Source organism: Pseudonocardia kunmingensis (assembly GCF_006716445.1).
GTDB classification, from domain to species: Bacteria; Actinomycetota; Actinomycetes; order Mycobacteriales; family Pseudonocardiaceae; genus Pseudonocardia; species Pseudonocardia kunmingensis.
The window spans coordinates 836,863-853,977 of sequence record NZ_VFPA01000002.1 but is presented as its reverse complement, the minus strand read 5'-3'; the positions used below and the strand labels follow the sequence as shown (position 1 = coordinate 853,977).

16 protein-coding genes and 3 pseudogenes are annotated in these 17,115 nt (G+C 71.4%); 12 read left to right on the top strand and 7 right to left on the bottom strand.

Going from position 1 to position 17,115, the window contains the following annotated elements:
- Positions 1-173 precede the first annotated feature (173 nt).
- The 9 genes and pseudogenes from FB558_RS19860 (at position 174) to FB558_RS19830 (ending at position 6,667) form a co-directional block, all read left to right on the top strand.
- The gene (locus FB558_RS19860) at positions 174-401 is read left to right on the top strand and encodes a hypothetical protein (RefSeq protein WP_142055616.1); all 228 of its coding nucleotides are present in this window, start codon (positions 174-176) and stop codon (positions 399-401) included.
- Positions 402-409: 8 nt separating this feature from the next.
- On the top strand, positions 410-1,450 hold the full coding sequence (locus FB558_RS19855; RefSeq protein ID WP_246106622.1) for an AAA family ATPase: 1,041 nt from the start codon (positions 410-412) through the stop codon (positions 1,448-1,450).
- Positions 1,447-2,409, top strand: a complete 963-nt coding sequence (locus tag FB558_RS19850) for a DUF58 domain-containing protein (RefSeq protein WP_142055614.1) — start codon at positions 1,447-1,449, stop codon at positions 2,407-2,409. The genes FB558_RS19855 and FB558_RS19850 overlap by 4 nt, the downstream gene beginning before the upstream one ends.
- A pseudogene (locus tag FB558_RS45750) lies at positions 2,406-2,570 on the top strand (BatA domain-containing protein); the annotation flags it as partial. The gene FB558_RS19850 and the pseudogene FB558_RS45750, both read left to right, overlap by 4 nt.
- A 36-nt stretch (positions 2,571-2,606) precedes the next feature.
- Positions 2,607-3,353, top strand: a complete 747-nt coding sequence (locus tag FB558_RS19845) for a VWA domain-containing protein (RefSeq protein ID WP_246106621.1) — start codon at positions 2,607-2,609, stop codon at positions 3,351-3,353.
- Between the two features lie 6 nt (positions 3,354-3,359).
- Entirely contained in the window at positions 3,360-4,232 is an 873-nt protein-coding gene (locus FB558_RS45230) for a S1C family serine protease (RefSeq protein ID WP_342787419.1), read from the top strand.
- 36 nt (positions 4,233-4,268) lie between these two features.
- Positions 4,269-4,478, top strand: coding sequence for a hypothetical protein (locus FB558_RS43330; RefSeq protein ID WP_170231419.1), 210 nt, complete (start codon positions 4,269-4,271; stop codon positions 4,476-4,478).
- A 35-nt stretch (positions 4,479-4,513) separates the two neighbouring features.
- On the top strand, positions 4,514-5,170 hold the full coding sequence (locus tag FB558_RS19835; RefSeq protein ID WP_170231418.1) for a GNAT family N-acetyltransferase: 657 nt from the start codon (positions 4,514-4,516) through the stop codon (positions 5,168-5,170).
- 597 nt (positions 5,171-5,767) lie between these two features.
- Positions 5,768-6,667: a CPBP family intramembrane glutamic endopeptidase gene (locus FB558_RS19830; RefSeq protein ID WP_142055606.1), complete on the top strand. Its 900-nt coding sequence runs from the start codon at positions 5,768-5,770 to the stop codon at positions 6,665-6,667.
- A gap of 450 nt (positions 6,668-7,117) precedes the next feature.
- Here FB558_RS19830 and FB558_RS19825 read toward each other — a convergent pair whose 3' ends face one another.
- Both FB558_RS19825 and FB558_RS19820 read right to left on the bottom strand, forming a co-directional pair.
- On the bottom strand, positions 7,118-8,395 hold the full coding sequence (locus tag FB558_RS19825) for an MFS transporter (RefSeq protein ID WP_142055604.1): 1,278 nt from the start codon (positions 8,393-8,395) through the stop codon (positions 7,118-7,120).
- A gap of 14 nt (positions 8,396-8,409) precedes the next feature.
- Positions 8,410-9,183, bottom strand: coding sequence for an aspartate/glutamate racemase family protein (locus tag FB558_RS19820; protein WP_142055602.1), 774 nt, complete (start codon positions 9,181-9,183; stop codon positions 8,410-8,412).
- Positions 9,184-9,228: 45 nt separating this feature from the next.
- On the opposite strand from FB558_RS19820, the gene FB558_RS19815 reads away from it, so the two are divergent.
- From FB558_RS19815 to FB558_RS45745, 3 genes and pseudogenes are all read left to right on the top strand, one after another.
- Entirely contained in the window at positions 9,229-10,152 is a 924-nt protein-coding gene (locus tag FB558_RS19815) for a LysR family transcriptional regulator (RefSeq protein ID WP_142055600.1), read from the top strand.
- 96 nt (positions 10,153-10,248) lie between these two features.
- Entirely contained in the window at positions 10,249-11,775 is a 1,527-nt protein-coding gene (locus FB558_RS19810) for a GMC family oxidoreductase (protein ID WP_142055598.1), read from the top strand.
- A gap of 1 nt (position 11,776) precedes the next feature.
- A pseudogene (locus tag FB558_RS45745) lies at positions 11,777-12,085 on the top strand (Rid family hydrolase); the annotation flags it as partial.
- Here FB558_RS45745 and FB558_RS43325 read toward each other — a convergent pair.
- The 5 genes and pseudogenes from FB558_RS43325 to ilvD all read right to left on the bottom strand — a co-directional run bounded on the left by FB558_RS43325 (position 12,048) and on the right by ilvD (position 17,092).
- Positions 12,048-13,262: an enoyl-CoA hydratase/isomerase family protein gene (locus FB558_RS43325; protein ID WP_281288664.1), complete on the bottom strand. Its 1,215-nt coding sequence runs from the start codon at positions 13,260-13,262 to the stop codon at positions 12,048-12,050. The pseudogene FB558_RS45745 and the gene FB558_RS43325 overlap by 38 nt on opposite strands.
- Positions 13,255-13,464 carry a CoA transferase gene (locus FB558_RS45535; RefSeq protein ID WP_342787418.1) on the bottom strand — a complete coding sequence of 70 codons (210 nt, stop codon included), beginning with the start codon at positions 13,462-13,464 and terminating at the stop codon, positions 13,255-13,257. The genes FB558_RS43325 and FB558_RS45535 overlap by 8 nt, the downstream gene beginning before the upstream one ends.
- 166 nt (positions 13,465-13,630) lie before the next feature.
- A pseudogene (locus tag FB558_RS44640) lies at positions 13,631-13,840 on the bottom strand (MFS transporter); the annotation flags it as partial.
- A gap of 133 nt (positions 13,841-13,973) precedes the next feature.
- Complete coding sequence (locus FB558_RS19780; RefSeq protein ID WP_142055592.1) at positions 13,974-15,332, bottom strand: MFS transporter; 1,359 nt, start codon at positions 15,330-15,332, stop codon at positions 13,974-13,976.
- Positions 15,333-15,382: 50 nt separating this feature from the next.
- The gene (gene ilvD / locus FB558_RS19775; RefSeq protein ID WP_142055590.1) at positions 15,383-17,092 is read right to left on the bottom strand and encodes a dihydroxy-acid dehydratase; all 1,710 of its coding nucleotides are present in this window, start codon (positions 17,090-17,092) and stop codon (positions 15,383-15,385) included.
- Between the last annotated feature and the right edge of the window lie 23 nt (positions 17,093-17,115).

The following is a 17,115-nucleotide window of genomic DNA, read 5'->3' as shown; positions in this document are numbered from 1 at the left end:
GCAAGGTCTTTCGGTCGGCTTTCGATCCGCCTTCTCGGGGTTTTCGCCCCGCCCTGGTCTGCTGGTGCCACGCCGGCGGTAGCCCCAGCCGCCGGTTCCACCGGCCGGCCCGCACCGCTGTCCCCTCGAGCAGGTCGGGCCGGCCGGCCACATCCAAATCGACGGAGGTAGCAATGTCGCGCACGATGCGGATCGTCCTGACCGGGGTCCTCACGACCGGTGTCCTCGTGACGGGCGGAATCGCTCTGGCCGCCGGGCCGAGCGGCCCCCTGCCCGAGGGCGCGGTCGTTGAGCAGGCCGGCCCTGGGACGCTGCGCCCGATCCAGAACCCCGCCCCCGGGGACTGCCCGTGGGAACAGGGCTCCGACGGCACCGCCGTGGGCCCCGCCGACCAGCTGTGAAGGGGCCGGTGAACTACACGAGCCCCGACGTCGGGCCCGATTCCGAGCTCGGGGCCACAGCGCTGCTCGAGCGGGCGTTGTTCGAGGTCAAGCGGGTGGTGGTGGGCCAGGACCACGCCGTCGAGCGGATGCTCGTGGCGCTGCTGGCCCGCGGCCACTGCCTGCTCGAAGGCGTGCCCGGGATCGCCAAGACACTCGCCGTGCGCACACTCGCCACCGTGACCGGCGGCAGCTTCTCCCGGCTGCAGTTCACACCCGACCTGGTACCGGGCGACATCATCGGCACCCGGATCTGGCGCCCGTCGGCCGAGACGTTCGACGTCGAGCTCGGGCCGGTGTTCGCCACCGTCGTACTCGCTGACGAGATCAACCGCGCTCCGGCGAAGGTGCAGTCCGCCCTGCTGGAGGCGATGGCCGAGCGACAGGTGACGCTCGCCGGGCGCAGCTACCCGCTGCCCTCCCCGTTCCTGGTGCTCGCCACCCAGAACCCGATCGAGTCCGACGGGGTGTACGAGCTACCCGAGGCTCAACGCGACCGATTCCTGCTCAAGATCGACTTGGGCTACCCGTCCGGCGTCGAGGAACTCACCATCCTCTCCCGAATGAGTGTGGACCCACCGATCGCGGGTGCGGTGCTCGACCCCGACCGGGTGCTCGCGCTGCAGCGCGCCGCCGACCACGTCTTCGTCCACCACGCCAACGCCGAGTACGCCGTGCGCCTGGTGCTGGCCACTCGGGATCCAGCCGCGTACGGGCTGCCGGACGTGGCGGCGGCGCTGGAGTTCGGGGTGAGCCCACGGGCAACGCTCGGCCTGGTGGCCGCAGCGCGAGCGCTCGCGCTGCTGCGCGGACGCAGCTACGTGCTGCCCGGCGATATCGCCGATGCCGCGCCCGACGTGCTCTCCCATCGCCTCGTGCTGGGATACGACGCCTTGGCCGATCAGGTGGACCCGCGGTCCCTGGTGGCGCACATCCTCGCCGCCGTGCGGCCCCCGCGGGTGGCGCCGGCCCAGGAGGGCGAGGGCGAGACCGGGGCAGACGCAGCATGACCCGGCGTAGCACCAATCAGCGGGGCGAGCCCGACATCGCGGCCGGAGAGCGTGCCCTGCGGGTGTTCGACCTGGCGATCTACCGGCGCCTCGACGGGCTCCTGCTCGCCGAGCATGCGGGACGGCGGCCCGGGCTCGGCGGGGAGCTCGCCGATGTACGCATCTACAGCCCTGGTCAGGACGACGCCCGGCGCATCGACTGGCACGTCACGGCGCGCAGCGCGGAGGCGCACGTGCGTACCAGCGTGGCGGAGCCGGAGCTGGAGACCTGGGTGCTGGTGGACGGCTCGGCGAGCATGGACTTCGGCACCGCCGGGATGGAGAAGCGCGACCTCGCCGTCGCGGTGGTGTCGGCGGTGCACGCGCTCACCGACCGCCCCGGCAACCGCCTCGGCGCGCACCTGCTGGGCGGGGTGGAACCGCGAACGTTCCCGCCACACCCGGGCCGGCGCGCCGCCCGTGTGCTGCTGCGGGCGCTGCTGGCCGCGCCCCGTACCCCGCCCGGCCACGGCGGGCTCGACCTCGCCGCCGGCCTGGAACGGCTGCTGCGCGAGCACCGCCGGACCGGGTTGCGGGTCGTGGTGTCCGACTTCCTGCCCCGCACCCCCGACGAGAACCTCAGTTGGGTGCCACCGCTGCGCCGGCTCGCCGTCCGGCACGAGGTCATCGCAGTGCAGGTCACCGATCCGCGGGAGGCTGCGCTGCCCGACGTCGGGCTGCTGCGGCTCGTGGATCCCGAGTCGGGCCGTACCGCAGAGGTGGCGACGAGCGACCGGCGGCTGCAGGAGCGTTACGCCCGCGCCGTTGCCGATCATCGGGCTGTTACCGCAATGGCCCTGCGCGCAGCCGGCGCGGACCACGTGGTGCTGCGCACCGACGGAGACTGGGTGGGCGACATCGCCCGCTTCCTCGCCGCACGGCGACGCACGGCACGTCGACGCGTGCAGGCGTTCCGATGAGGTTCCTGGCGCCGGGCTGGTTGGCGCTGCTGGCTGCCGTCGCCGCCCTGGTCGTGGCCTACGTGGTCGTGCAGCGGCGCCGTGGGCGGTACGCGGTGCGGTTCGCCGCGCTCCCGCTCCTGGAGCGGGTCCTGCCACGCGGTCCGGGGTGGCGGCGACACGTTCCGGCCGTCGCGTTCCTGGTGACGGTGGCCGGGATGGTGCTCGCGCTGTCCCGCCCGGTCGTGGAAGTGCAGGTACCACGCGAACGGGCGACAGTGATCGTGGCCGTCGACGTCTCCGCCTCCATGGGCGCAGAGGATGTGGCGCCCACTCGGTCGAACGCAGCGGTGGCCGCGGCACGCACGTTCGTCGACGAGCTGCCCGACACGTTCAACGTAGGGCTCGTGCTGTTCTCCGGCAGCACCGCCCTCACCGTCCCACCGACCGTCGATCACGCCGCGGTGCACGCGGCCTTCGACGGGGTCACGATGGGCTCTGGCACCGCGATCGGCGATGCCGTGCTGACCGCCCTCGATGGCATTCGCGCGCTGGACGATCAGGCCGCGACGGACCCACCCCCGGCGCGAATCGTGCTGCTCTCCGACGGGGCCAACACCACCGGCAGCCCGATCTCGGCCGCGGCGGCCGCGGCCGCCGCGGCCGCCACCCCGGTATCGACCATCGCGTTCGGCACACCGGAGGGCACGGCGACCGTCGGCGGGTCGACGATGCCGGTCCCGGCGGACATACCGGCCCTCGCCGCGCTCGCCGCTGACAGCGGCGGCCAGGCCTACCAGGCCGAAACCGGCGAGGAACTGCAGGAGGTCTACACCGACATCGGCTCCTCGATCGGCTACCGCGCTGAGGAGCGTGAGGTGACCAGCGCAGTGCTCGCTGGAGCGCTGCTCGCGGCGCTCGCCGCTGCCGCGGGATCGCTCGCATGGTTCGCCCGGCTGCCCTGAGGAGTGATGCACATGACGCACACCGGTCCCGATTTCCTCCTCCCTCCCGCCACGGGCCCCGGGCCCCTCGATCCGCCTCCTTCCCGGCCGCGGCAGGGCCCGCCGCCCCGCCGCGGTCCAGGCGTCCTCGTCGCGGCGCTACTCGCCGGCGCCCTTGGCGGCGCGGTGACCACGGGCCTTGCCAACCCTGCGATCACCGGGAGCCCGGGGTACGGAGCACGACCGGCCGCAGCACTTCCTCGCGCCGCGGACCCGGCGCCCGCCCTGCCGCTCGCCGGCGGCATCGCGGACGTCGCGGCAGCAGTACTTCCCAGCGTCGTCTCAGTGGAGGTGCGCAGGGCCGGCGACACCGGAACAGGTTCCGGGTTCGTGCTCGATGATCTCGGTCACGTCGTCACGAACGCGCACGTGGTCAGCGGTGCTCGCGACGTCCGGCTGACGCTGTCGGACGGACGGCAGATGTCCGCGCGCACCGTCGGCGCCGACGCGGACAACGACATCGCAGTGCTACGGATCAGCGGCCCGACTCCGCCTCCGCTGCCACTCGCGCATTCGGCAGACCTGCGCGTCGGCGACACAGTAATGGCCGTGGGGTCACCGCTCGGCCTCGCCGGCTCCGTGACGGCCGGCATCGTGAGTGCAGTGGACCGGGCGGCCGAGTTCGGCTCCCGCGGGCGACCACAGCGCGCAGTGCAGACCGACGCCTCCATCAACCCGGGCAACTCGGGTGGTCCACTGGTGGATATGACAGGCAGCGTCGTCGGGATGAACACCGCTATCGCGACGATCGGAGGACCCCCGGGCAACATCGGCATCGGCTTCGCGATCCCAGTCGACCAGGTCGTGGAGGTGACACACGGTCTGATCGGTTCACGGTGATGGCAGCGAACAGTCGGGCAGGCCGGGCAGCAGGCCATGCTCGCAGGTGCCGGGCTGCTCGTCGCTGCGGTCGGGTTCGCACCGGTGAGCACGTCCGACGTGGACAGCCCACCGGGCGTCGTCATGGCCTGCTACGCCGTCGTGACGCTCGGCACCGGCATCATCGCGCCGCTGGCCGTCGCCAGGATCGTCTCCACCGCGCCGGCACACCGCACGGGATCGGCCGCCACGGCAACGACATCATGAGTCGCATCGGCGGCAAAACCGAAGGAGCGTTCCCGATGAACCACCAGATCACGGTCCGCCGTCCGGCTCCGACCGAACTTCCGGCGGTGGCCGAGGCGTATGCCCGAGCCAACCTGAACGATCCCGTCCTGAGCTGGGTGATCCGTGACGAGGACGCCCGGCGGCGGTTCACCACCGGCAGCGGGTCGCCGATGATGGAGGCCTACCTGCACGGCATCTCCGAGTCGGGCGGCCTGGTGATCGCCGCGGACCCGTCCGGCACAGTGGTCGGGATCTCGCTCTGGGAGAGGAACGACCCTTCCCGGCACACCGGCGAAGGGCTGATCTCGAACAGCGCGGACGGCACGGAGTTCATCGACCAGGCCTACGGTGAACATGCGCACAGGATGAAGCTGCTCATGGAGCTCACCAGCCGTTGGCGACCACGGGCGGATGCGTACTGGTACCTCCTGAACATCGTGGTCGACCCGGACCGGCGTAGTCAGGGCATCGGCGGCCTGATGCTTCGCGACCACCTGCAGCGCGTGGACGACGGCGGCATGCCGGCCTGCCTCGAGGCCAGCTCACCCCTCAACCGGAAGCTCTACGAACGGTTCGGCTTCACCGATCTCGGCGACCCGATCCGACTGCCCGACGGTCCAGCACTGCAACCGATGTGGCGCCACCCCGCCGACCACGGCCCAACGGTGTGAAGGAAGGGGAGCAGCTGGTCGGCGAGGTGCGATCGGGCGAGCACCCGCACGGCGGTGGCACGTTTCCCATCACGCGGCGGGCCCACCACCGCTTCGACTGCGGCCAGCAGCTCCCCGCTGCAGGTAGGCAGGCTCGGCCGCGCTGTCCCCGTTGGAGTTGCAGATCAGCAACGAGCACCCAGCCGACTCAACCCGCTCCTGCGGCGAAGTAGATGATGGCGAAGCTCGTTCGGGTTACGGGCGGTTGCGGGAGACGAAACCGATGGTCATCGTCAACTGCACGCATGCTGCCTGCAAACGTAATTCGAGTTGTAGGCCGGCGGCTCCACGGCGTCCTGGACTTGCGCACGTTCTCGCGGACGTGCCGATATCGCACCCCTGTCCGGGGCTGGACCCCGACGGTCCCACACGAACTGGCGGCGATCTCATGCTCGCACCCTCGATCGGGACGACCCCCGAGGCCTGATGAGCTCGGGGGACGCTTCCCGAATCGGCGAGGCCCAGTAACCTTCACGATGTCAGTACGGGTGCGCGCCTAGTCTGTCGGTGTGGACAGGCGATCCGCGGATTCCCGAACGGCCGCGGCGCCGTGCACCGATGATTGGTAACGGCCTGCCGGGACACGCGCGGACCGCCGCGCGCATCGCGGCATACCTCCTGGTGACGACCGCTACGACTATAGGTATCCAGCTGCTGGTCATCCCTGTGGCCGGGCTGCCGGTGCAGGTCACCGGCTGGCTCTACCTCGCGGTGGCCGGACCGGTCGTCGTGGCCCTCACGTGGTGGTTCCGGGTGCGGTGCGAGCGGGCGCCATGGCGCGACATCGGCCTTACGGGAGCCGGAGCCCGCCGTGCCGTCGTGCACGTGCTCACCGGCACAGGCGCAGGGACGTTCACAGTAGGCCTCGCCCTCGCCGCTCACGTGTGGGCCGGATACGTCGTCGTCACCGGCACCCACGTGGTCAACCCCCGCCCGCTCACTGTCACCGACGGCTGGCCGGTGGTGACCGGCGGCCCAGTCTGGCTGCTGCCGATCCTCGCTGTCGGCGCTCTGGGCCTGGCGCTCGCGACAGGGGTCGTCGAGGAGGTGCAGTACCGCGGCTACGTGCTGGCGGCCGCAGGGGCGCGGCTTCCGCTGTGGGCCGCTGCCGCGATCTCTGGTCTGCTGTTCACGCTGCCCCACCTGATGATCAACCCGCTCGCCGCGGTGCAGCGATGGCTCATCGTCCCGCTACTCCTCGGTGTCGCGTTCGTGGCGCTGCGGGTGGCGAGCGGCGCGCTGTGGCTACCGATCGGCTTCCACGCGGGCTTCAACTGGGCGCACTGGCAGCTCTTCCCCGGCGGCCCGTTCCCAGGCTGGCTCGGCAGCGAGCCCGGGCCGGAACGGCTGTCCGCAGGGTCTGATCCGGTCCTGGTCGGGGTGCTGGCAGGCCTGCTCGGACTCGTACTCTTCACGACCCGCAGACGGATCCGCTGGCGGGATCCTCAGCCGTTCTGATCGGCCGAACAGGCCCGGCCGGGATGGGGAGCTCAGCGCCCGATGTTCGGTCGCCGGGAGCTCGGTGCAGACTTTCCCAGAACCCAGGATCACAGCAAATGAACACGCCACCCAGCCCGGCGGTCGTCCTCCACGGCGAGCTCCCGGAACCCGCTCTGAACAGCTACCAGCGCGAGCGTCGGCCACACAGCCGTGATCCGCGAGGCGGTGAACCTCGGGCGCGTCATGACCGGCGGCGGACGGGCTGGAGACCTACTCCGCCCGCTGTCTCATCCCGGATCACCCGGCTCCCGGGCGCCGACGGGCCCTCGACAGCGCCGCCCGACCCCTGCGCCGCTCGACGCTGGTCCGCCCCGCACGGGGCCGCGTCGGCACAGTTCTCGCGGTCGACGAGGCCGGCTGCCCACCGGACCGGGAGCGCGACGCCGTCGACGGCGTTTGCGGCCCGCCTCAGCGAGGGAGCACCGCCGGGCGCGTCCGCAGTGCGGTGAGCGCGACCGGCAGCGCCACCACGGCGAGCAGCGTGACGTACCACGCGGGAGCGAGGTCGCTACCGGTCCGCGCCACCAGCAGGGTCGCGACGAAGGGCGCTGTCCCGCCGAACACGGCCTGGGCGAAGCCGTACGCTATGGAGCCCGCGCTGAACCTCAGACGTACCGGGAACGCCTCGACGAGGACGACGAAGTAGACCCCACCCGTGATCGCCACCGGTACCGCGAGCAGCAACTGCCCGGCGACCGCGGCGCCCACACCGCCCGCGCCCATCACGAGGAACGCCAGCGGCGGGAGCACGAGGAAGCACGCGGTCCCGGCGACCATGACCGGCCACTTCCCGTGCCGGTCGCTGACGATCCCCGCGGCGACCATCCCGACCGCTACCGGCACGAGGACGGCCGCGTTGCTCAGCAGGGCCGTGCCGACCGGCACGCCCAGCCTGCCGAGGTAGGTCGGCGTGTAGGTGAGCAGCAGGTAGATGCCCACGACGAACGGCAGCGACAGTCCGACGAGCCGCACCATCGCGCCCCGCTCCGTGCGGAACGCTTCCCGGATCGGCGTCCGCACGACCGCCGTCGCCGCCTGCAGGGCCCGGAACTCCGGGGTCTCAGAGACCCTGCTGCGCAGGTACAACCCGATCAGCCCGAGCGGGAGCGCGATGAGGAACGGGATCCGCCAACCCCACGCGGCCATCCCTGCGTTGCCGACCAGGGCGGTGAGCGCGGTGATGAACAGGGCGGCGACCACGAAGCCGACGATCACGCTCGCGCCCAGGACGCCCGCGTACCGGCCGTGGCGCCCTGCAGGGGCGTGCTCGATGGCGAACGAGGCGGCGCCCATGTACTCCCCGCCCGCCGAGAACCCCTGCAGCAGCCTGCACAGCAGGAGAAGCAGCGGTGCGACGACTCCTGCGGCCGCGAACGTGGGCAGAAGACCGATGGCGGCGGTGGCTCCCGCCATGGTGATCACCGAGAACGCGAGGACCGCGCGGCGGCCGATCCGGTCTCCGTAGTGCCCGAGGACGATGCCGCCCAGTGGCCTACTCAGGAAGGCGACCGCGAAGAGGGCGAACGCACCGAGCAGGCCCGCGGTCGGTTCGGCGGCGGGGAAGAAGTTCGCCGCGATGATCGGTGCGAGGTAGGCGTAGATGCCGAAGTCGAACCACTCGACGAAGCTGCCGACGCACGCGCCTCTCAGCGCGCGACCGGACGGAGAACGGAAAGCAACACCCATAGCGGAGTCCTCTCTCACGGCCACGTGCCGACGGAATCAGGTTCGTCGCACGTGGGCCGGTCCAGTGCTGCGCGCACGTGCAGTGCTGTGCTGTCGAAGACGGGAACATCGAGCGGGAGCCGCATCCCGGAGAACTCCGTGCAGCCCAGAACGACGGCCTCCGCGCCCGCGGCGACCAGATCGGCCGCGACGGTCGCGAGCAGGGCCGCGTCCTCGGGGCACGGGCCGCGTGCGGCGAGGTCAACGGTGATGAGGCGGTGCAGCGCCTCCTGCGCGTCGACCTGCGGATGGACGATCTCCGTGCGCGAGCCGATCCCGTGCCGGTAGACCTGCGCCCGCGCCGTCGCCGTGGTCCCGAGGATCCCGAGCCGGGTGACACCGGCTTCGGCGGCCGCCCGATGGACACCCTCGGCGACGTGCACCACCGGGCAGCGCACCTCGGCGCGCACCTGGTCGAACCACAGGTGGGCGGTGTTCGCCGCGAGCACGACCACTGCGGGGTCGGTCACCGCGAGCCGCCGGGCGGCGTCGACGAGCACCGCGGCGACGTCGTCGGGCCTGCCGGCGGCGAGGGCACGCACCAGCGGGGCGAAGTCCGGCGACACCATCGTCACGTACGCGCTGTGCGGAGCACCCGACTGCACGGCGACCAGTTCATTCGCGATGCGGTAGTACTCAGCGCTCGCTCGCCACGTCATGCCACCGATGACTCCGAGCCAACGCGGTGCGACCATGGCGGGACGATAAGAACCGCTGTCGCGCGGTGTCCAAGAGTCCTTGACGCGCACGCCATAATCGTTCGGCTATAGGCGCTGGCAGAAGACGGGAAAGCCATGGTGGACAGCCGCATCTCGCTGCACAAGCTGGACGTCTTCCGGCTGACGGTCGAGCTGGGCGGCGTGGGACGCGCTGCTGCCCACCTGTACGTCAGCCAGCCGGTGGTCAGCGCGCACATCAGGTCGCTCGAGGACCGGGTGGGCGCAAAACTCTTCCAGCGCACCGGTCGAGGGCTGGAGCTGACAGAAGTCGGGCACGTCGTCCACGCGTGGGCGTGCGACCTGCACCGTCGTGGCGAGGTCCTGCAGCGGGACATCGCGATGCTCACCGGCGGGGTCGCGGGTGCGGTCGAGGTGTGGGCCGGCCCCGCCGTGGGGAGCTACCTGCTGCCCGACGTGATCTGCCAGTTCGCGGCGACCCACCCGGCCGTCAAGGTCCGCCTCCAGATCGATCAGCCCGACCACGTCCTGCAGGCCGTGGAGCAGGGCCGGTGCGACTTCGGAGTCCTGCTGACCGACGAGGTCGGTAGCGAGCGCGGCGTGGTGAGCCTCCGGGTGGCGTGGGAGGAGATGGTGGTCGTGGCGGCGCCGGGCGCGCCGTTCGCGCGCGACCGCATTGCGATCGCCGATCTGGCGGACGTCCCGTTCGTCTCGTCGCCCGACGGGCTGATCATGCGGCGGATGGAGAACGCGCAGCTCGCCGCCTGGGGGGTGCTGCACCGCCGAGTCGTCATCGAGATGGGGCACCCAGAAGCGATGATCTCCGCCGTGCGCGCGGGGCTCGGCGTGGCGCTGATGTTCCGCTGCGCGGTCCGCGAAGCGCTGCGGACCGGCCAACTGCGGGAAGTCCCGCTCATCGATGCACGGCTGCGCCTGCCCGTCTTCGTCGTCCACCGTGGCCAGGAGAGCCTGACGCTGCCCCAACGGGCGCTGCTCACGACCATCCGCGCAGGTCTGGCGAGAGACGAGTCCACGCCCTGATAGCTGTCTGGCTATGCGATCGCGAGAATCTTCTATTCGCGCGTCCGGATTCCTGCCAGGTACGTTCGGTCCACCTTCTCAGGAATCGAGGATCGCGTGCCGGAATCGGCGGATTTCGTGATCGTGGGCGGCGGCACGGCAGGGTGCGTGCTCGCTTCCCGACTGACCGAGCGGCCAGATGTCACCGTGGCTCTCCTGGAGGCCGGGCCGTGGGACGCACGACCCGAGATCGCGCAGCCGCCTGCTTTCCCGGCGCTGTTCGGATCCGAGGTCGACTGGAACCTCTCGACCACGGCAGAGCGAGCACTGGGCGGGCGAACCGTGTTCCATCCCCGCGGACGTGTGGTCGGTGGCTCCAGCTCCATCAATGCGATGATCGCGATGCGCGGCGCGCCCGGCGACTACGATCGGTGGGTCGCGGAGGGCGCCGTGGGCTGGGGATTCGCCGACGTGCTTCCTGCGTTTCGACGCCTGGAGCGGCACCGGCTGGGTGACACGTCGTTGCACGGAGGATCGGGGCCCGTCCCCGTGACGGCTCCCGACTCCCCGCATCCATGGGCGGAGGCGTTCGTCGAATCCGCCCTGACCCTCGGTCACGAGCACAACACGGATTTCAACGGGCAGCGGCAACTCGGCATCGGGTTCAACGACGCGACGAAGGCCGACGGACGCCGCGCCTCCGCCGCCACGAGCTATCTGCATCCTGCCCTCGAACGGCCAGGACTGGCCGTGTACACCTCGTCGACCGCCACCCGTGTCGTCGTCGGCGGGGGCAGGGCAGTGGCGGTCGAGTACGTCGATGCGGACGGACACCCCGCACGGATCCGGGCTGATCGAGAGGTGATCCTCTGCGGCGGCGCGTTCCACTCCCCTCAGCTGCTGATGCTCAGCGGGATCGGCCCGGCGGACCACCTCCGCGATGTGGAGATCGCCGTTGTCGTTGATCTTCCGGGCGTGGGCCGGAACCTGCAGGACCATCCGCGCATCGACCTCGGCTACCGGGTCCCCGAGGCCATCCCCGTCGGCGCCACCTCGAACTACTTCGAGGCAGGCGGATACCTGCACACCGGGGTCGACGAGTGGTGCACGGACCCCGACGTACAACTCAACCTGGCTCCGCTGACCCAGCTCAACCCGGCGTTCGCCGCGGATCCAATCGGGTTCATGGTGCTCGTGGACATGAACCGGCCGACGAGCCGCGGCGATCTGCGCCTCGCATCGGCCGACCCTACCCGTTCACCCGCATTCACATTCGAATACCTCACCCGATCGCACGACGTACGAACCCTCGTCGAAGGGCTGCGAGCGGCGGCCGTGATCGGGGACGCCATGGCGCGCGAAATTGGGGCCGAGCGCTTCGCCCCGATACCGTCGATGTCGACTGATGCCGAGCTCACCGAGTACGTGCTGGCAATGGCCGACTGCGAGTACCACCCGGTGGGCACCTGCCGGATGGGCCACGGTGCCGACGCAGTGGTCAACCCAGATCTGGAGGTCAAGGGCGTCGAAGGGCTTCGCGTCGTCGACGCCTCGGTCATGCCCTCGTTGCCCAGCGGGAACACCTACCTGCCCGTTCTCATGATCGCTGAACGGGCGGCCGACATCATCATGAGCGAGGAGTGACATGACCTGGCAGACCTACAGCACCGGTTCGTCGTTCGAGCAGGCGGCCCCCTACTCCAGGGCCGTGTACGACAACGAGTGGATCTTCGTTTCGGGGACGACCGGCTTCGACTACAGGACCATGAGCGTCTCCGACGACATCGCCAGCCAGGTGCGCCAGACCTGGACGAACATTGCGACCGCGCTGCGGGACGTCGGTAGTGATCTGCACGAGGTCGTCCAGTACGTCATGATCATGACTGACCCCGCCGACCTGCCGGTGATCGGGAAGGTCATGAAGGATGTGCTGCCCAGCCGTCCTGCCGGCACAGCATTCTGCGCGTCGCTCGTCGACCCCCGGCTGAGGTACGAGGTCCAGGTGACGGCTCGCCGCGGTGCACGTTTGCCCGCTCCCGTAGAGCAATCTCTCTAGAAGCCCACTCCAGCGACACCGGAGTGTGCGAGAACCACATGCCGGGCGCCGTGCCCACGCTTACTGCGCTGTCGGGAAGTGCAGGGTGGCGAACTTCGGGAAGTCCTGGATCGGTCGGCGCCAGCGCGTTCGAGACGTTCGAGACCCACCTGACATCGCTGGTCGGAGCACCGCCCGTGCGCTTCGACACGCCCGGCTGGATGGCCCGCGACCTGGGGTCCCGACTCGAATCGTGATGGGTGCAGCACTCCAGATGGCCGTGCCGAGGCGTTGTGGCCAGGACACCGGATCCGCTACCGCCCGCCGAACACCGCCTTCCGCTTCCCCACGAAGGCGCGCACCCCTCCACCCCATCGGCTGTCGGGTGGAGACCGAGCAGCAGCTCCCGCTCCCGCACGAAACCCTGTTCCCCCGCACCTGCCGCGGCAGCGCGCACGGCGGTCTTCGCCGCTGCCAGAGCATGCGGTGCCCGCGAGGCGAGCTCCTCGGCCCAGGCCAACGCATCGGGCACGACGTCGTCGACCGGCCTGACCCGGTTGACCACGCCGATCCGGTGCGCCTCGGCCGCGTCGAGCCGGCCCGCGGTGAGGATCAGCTCGAGCGCCCGGTGGACGCCGAGCAGCCGGGTGAGGCGCTGCGTCCCGCCCCAGCCGGGGATCAGGCCCAGCTCGGTCTCGGGCAGGCCGAGCTGGGCGTCTTCCGCGGCGACGACCAGATCGCAGGCCAGGACGACCTCGAACCCACCACCGAGGGCGAGCCCGTGCACTGCGGCCACCGTCGGCACCGGCAGCTCCGCGAGTCGGCGACAGACCGCCCCCGCGGCCTCGGCGATCCTGCGCAGTTGCACGGCGGAGGCGTCGACGTAGCCGCGGATGTCGGCGCCTGCGGAAAATGCGCGCAGCCCTCCGGTGAGAACTACGGCCTTGACCTCCCGGTCGGCAACCACGTGTGCGAGGTGCGCGTCGAGCTCGGTGAGCATCGGCAGGTCGAACGCGTTGAGCTTGCGGGGCCGGTCCAGCACCAGCAGCTCGACGGCATTGTGGCGCTCGGCGCGGACCGCCGCGTCCTCAGCCACGCACGACACCCCGCTCCACCAGCGTGTCGATCTGCTCGGGTGTGAGGTCGAGTCCGGCGAGGATGTCGCGGGTGTGCTGGCCGAACGCACCGCCCGTCGGCTCGACCTTGACCACGTCGGCGCCGAGGTCGGCGAGGATCTGCGTGGCCGAGGGGCCCTGCAGGAAATGGGTGAAGCTGACGACGGAAACGCCCGAGAGCACGACCGGTCTCCTATCCGGGGGTCAGCGGGCCGGGACGCCGGCCGGTTCGCGGGCGGCGTCGGCGAGGTCGATGCTCTCCAGGGAGATTCCTTTCGTCTCCCGGGCGAAGGACACCGCGACCGTCGAGATGACGGCGGCGACCAGCAGGTAGACCGCGATCGGGACGGAGCTTCTTGCGCCCGTACCGGTCGCCGAAGTAGCCGAACACCATGCCGCCGAGCGGGCGGGCGACGAACCCGACCGCGTAGATGAGCAGCGCGTTGATGACCCCGTCGAGGGGGTTGTCGGTGTCGGGGAAGAACAGCGCGCCGAAGACGAGCGCGGACGCGGCCGAGTAGAGGAGGAACTCGTACCACTCGGCGACGGTGCCCGCCATGGAGGCGGCGATGACCTTGCGCAGCTTGGTGGGGCTGGTCGCGCCGGACGGGGGACGACTCACGGAAGGCGCCTTCGCCTGTGGTCGGCGGGACGGAGGGTTGGGAGCGCTGCGGTTCAGGGAGCGCTGCGGTTCAGGGAGCGCTGTGGTTCACCGCACGGGTCAGCGCACCCCGGTCCTCCCGCTGGGCCGCACCGTCGAGGTCCCGCCGAACGGTTTCCGGGCCGAGTGCGAGCGCGACCAGGGTCAGGACGGCGAGGACCGCCATGAACACCAGGATGGGCCACCAGTGGCCCGACCAGGCGTAGAGCGCGGTGGCCACGAAGGGCGCGAGCCCACCGGCGAGCAGGGAGCCGAGCTCCCGGGAGAAGGCGAATCCGGAGAGCCGGAACTCGGTGTCGAACAGCTCCGCGTACCAGGCCGCCTGCGGGGCGAGCATCGCCGGATAGCAGATCCCCAGCCCGACGACGAACGCGAGCACCACCCATGCGGTGACGCCGGTGTCGGTGAGCAGGAAGAACGGCACCAGCCACAGCAGCGAGGCCAGCGTGCCGGCGGCGTAGACCGGCTTGCGGCCGACGTGGTCGGACAGCAGCCCGCACAGCGGGATCGCGAGGACCTGCACGGCGGAGGCGGCCATCACCGCCCAGAGCGCGACCGCGCGGCCGAGCCCGAGGGTCGTCGAGACGTAGGCGACGCCGAACACCGGCAGCAGGTACGCGAACCCGTTCTCCCCCATCCGGGAGCCGATCACGATGAGGAAGCTGCGCGGGTGCCTGCGGATCGCCGCGAACACGCCGCCGGGCGCCGGAGCGCCGGCCACGCCCTCGGCCTTCGCCTGCGTGAAGGCGGGCGGCTCCTCGACCCGCCGCCGGATCACGTACCCGACGAGCACGCACACCGCGCCGAGCAGGAACGGCACCCGCCAGCCCCACGAGGCGAACTGCTCCGGCGGGAGCAGCAGGAACAGGAAGAACACGCCGTTGCCGAGCAGGGTGGCGACCGCGAAGCCCAGTGGCGCCGCCGACCCGGCGAGCCCTCGGCGCCGGGGGTCGGCGTGCTCGACGGAGAGGACGACGGCGCCCGCGTACTCACCGCCGGCGCCGAAGCCCTGCACCAGGCGCAGCAGCACCAGCAGGATCGGCGCCAGCACCCCGACCTGCTCGTAGGTGGGCAGCAGCCCGATCGCGGTGGTCGCCGCGCCCATCAGGAACAGGGTCAGGACCAGGACGCTCCTGCGCCCGACCCGGTCCCCCAGCCGACCGAGCACGAGCCCGCCGAGCGGGCGGGCCAGGAACCCCACGGCGTAGGTCGCGAACGCCGCCAACGTCCCGACCAGCGGATCGTCGGAGGGGAAGAACAACGTGTTCAAGATGATCGCGGCGGCCGTGCCGTAGACGATGAAGTCGTACCACTCGAGAACGGTGCCGATGAGCGCCGCGAGCGACGCCCGCTTCGACTGGCGGTGCGGTGGGACGGGGGGTGCGGACACGGGCCATCTCCTTCGATCGGCGGGTCGCGCTGGAGCAGTGGATCGAGCGGTCACGTGGTGGGCGCGGGCCTGCGCAGCACGGCGCCCTGCTGGACGGGCCCGACGAGGGCCGCGTACTGGCCGAGCCAGCCCCGCTCCTGGCCCGGCAACCCCGAGGTGACCGGGGCGCCGTCGCGGACGGGGTCGGCGTCGAGGGTGCGGGCGTCGAGATCGATCGTGACGACGTCGCCGGTCTCGACCCCGGCGAGCGGGCCGCCGTCGGCGGCCTCGGGCATGACCTGTCCGACGACGAGGCCGTGGTTGAGCCCGGACAGCTCTCCGTCGGTCACCACGGCCACCTGGCCGCCGAGACCGGCGCCGTTGAGCGCCGCGACGAAGCTCGCCGCGAAGACCGTGCCGGGGCCGCCCCTCGGCCCCATGCCGCGCAGCACGATCACCGCGCCGGGGCGGATGCGCCCCTCGCCGAGGGCGTCGATGGCGGCGTCCTCACCCGCGAAGACCTCGGCCCGCCCGGTGAAGCGGCGCCGGGCGTTCCCGGCCCCGGCGACCTTGACCACCGCACCGTCGGGTGCCAGCGAGCCGCGCAGGATGAGCAGACCGGGCTCGGGCCGGACCGGATCGGTGAGCAGGTGCAGGACCTCGCCGTCGGGCTCGGGGGCCTGCCCGGCGAGCTCGGCGACCGTGCGGCCGGTGACGGTGAGGGCGTCGCCGTGGATCCGCGGCAGCAGCGCGCGCATGACGGCCTGCGCGCCGCCGACGCGCTCGAGATCCCAGACCTGGTCGGTGCCGTTGGGGCGGATCGCCGCGAGCTGCACCGCGTCGGCACCGAGGCGCTCGAACAGCCCGACGACGTCGAGGTCGAGGTCGGCCTCGGCAGCGACCGCGGCCAGGTGCCGCACGCAGTTCACGGAGCCGCCCAGTGCCAGCGCGACCTGCACCGCGTTCTCGATCGCGGCCGCGGTGAGGACCTTCCGCGCGGTGAGGCCTTCGGACACCATGCCGAGGATCCGGCGGCCGGACTCGGCGGCCAGCGCGCGCATCCGCTCCGAGTTCGCCCGGATCGGCGCCGATCCGGGCAGCGTCATGCCGAGCGACTCCGCGAGCACGTGCATGGTGTTCGCGGTGGCCAGGCCGGCGCAGACACCGGGGCCGACGATGGCGGAGTCCGCGACCTCGCCCAGCTCCTCGACCGTCATCGCGCCGGAGCGCACGGCGCCGACGGACTCGTAGACCGTGTCGATGTCCACGGAGCAGCCGCCCCGCGTACCGGCCTGCTGGTACCCGCCGATGACGAGGATCGACGGGATGTCAAGCCGCGCCGACGCCATCAGGTGCGCAGGGGTGGTCTTGTCGCAGGAGGAGAGGCAGACCATGCCGTCGAGCACCGCACCCTCGACCGCGGCCTCGATGTCGTTGACGATCAGGTCGCGGGTCGGCATGAGGTAACGCGCCTTGCGCCCGGCACTGGTCACGAAGTCGCTGGGCGCCACCGTGCGGATCTCCAGCGGCAGCCCGCCCGCCTCCCAGATCGCCTCGGACACGACGTCGGCGACGCCGTCGAGGTGGGAGAAGCACACCGCGAGCTTCGACGAGGTGTTGACGACAGCGATCTTGGGCCGGCCCTGGTCCTCCGGGGAGTACCCCATCGCGGTCCACTGCGCGCGGCGCACCGCCCAGCGGGTGGTGCCGGGGGTGAACTCGCTGCGCAGGCCGTCCGGGCGGGGACGGTCGGCGTCGGGCAGGTGGGGCAGGTCGGGCATGGGTGCCTCCGGTGAGGTACGGC